This is a genomic window from Cupriavidus mimosae, assembly GCF_023952485.1.
Classification (GTDB): domain Bacteria; phylum Pseudomonadota; class Gammaproteobacteria; order Burkholderiales; family Burkholderiaceae; genus Cupriavidus; species Cupriavidus taiwanensis_C.
In genome coordinates this window covers 1-1,021 of the sequence record NZ_JALHRY010000090.1, presented here as the reverse complement: position 1 = coordinate 1,021, position 1,021 = coordinate 1, and the positions used below count along the sequence as shown (strand labels likewise).

2 pseudogenes are annotated in these 1,021 nt (G+C 64.0%); both read right to left on the bottom strand.

From position 1 onward, the window contains the following. Nucleotides 1-364, bottom strand: a pseudogene (gene istB / locus MKD50_RS30435) (IS21-like element ISRme9 family helper ATPase IstB); the annotation flags it as partial. A gap of 7 nt (nt 365-371) precedes the next feature. After that, nucleotides 372-1,021, bottom strand: a pseudogene (istA, locus tag MKD50_RS30430) (IS21-like element ISRme9 family transposase); the annotation flags it as partial.

The following is a 1,021-nucleotide window of genomic DNA, read 5'->3' as shown; positions in this document are numbered from 1 at the left end:
GAGCAAACGCACAGGCCAACCAGGACTTGCCGGCACCGGTCGCCCCGGTCAGGATGAGGCTCTGAGCGTTGCGGATCCAGTCGCAACTGGCCAGGGTAGCGACCAGCCGCTGATCAAGGCCGCGACTGCCGTCATAGACCACATCCTCGAGGCATGCCTGGGTGTGCTTGAGCTTGGCCGAGCGCAGCAGCCGCTCCAGGCGCCTGGTGTCGCGCCAAGCAATCTCCCGGTCGACCAGCATGGAGAAGCGTTCTTCGAACGGCAGGCTGGAACTGGCGGTCAGGGCAGACTGTTCCTCGAAGGCCCGCGCCATCCCGTCGAGCTTGAGGGCCTTGAGCTGGCCGACGGTGTGTTGCATCAGCATAGTTTTCCTAATGGTAGTAGTCGGGTCCGCGCACGTTGTCGTGCATGGGGGAATGCCACTCGGTTTGCGATACCGGCAGAGTGGCTTGCCGGTCCAGATGGTTTTCAAGGATGGAGACCACAGACTTACGCGTGAGCGAGCCAATGGCGACGGCGCGAGCGCAAGCGGCTTCGAGCCGCTCCTTGCTGTACTTCTTGGCCAGACTCAGCAGACCCAGGCAGGCGCGATAGCCCATCTCGGGATGGCTCTTGTGGGTGAGCTGGTATTCGACGATGACGGCGACGTTGGGCCCAATCGAGGCTGCCCAGTTGAGCAGCCGGCCGGGCGTCCATTCGAGGTGCGCGCGGTGGGCCACCGGCATGTGTTCCTTGACCGTGCTGTGGCTGCCCTTGCGGGTATTGCGCGCGTGCAGCGCCACCCGTTTGCCACCGTACAGGATCTCGATGGTGTGGCGGGTTACGCGAGCCTCGACCGCCTTTCGCACCAGGGCATGCGGCACGCTGTAGTAGTGACCGTCGATCTCGACGTGGTAGTCGACGTTGACGCGGCATTGTTTGAACGTTGCAACTTCGTAGCGCCGCGGCGGCAGCGGTCGCAACACTGGCCGGTCCAACCGCTCGAACCACTCCCGGCGCGTGCCAGGCAGCTTCTTGAACG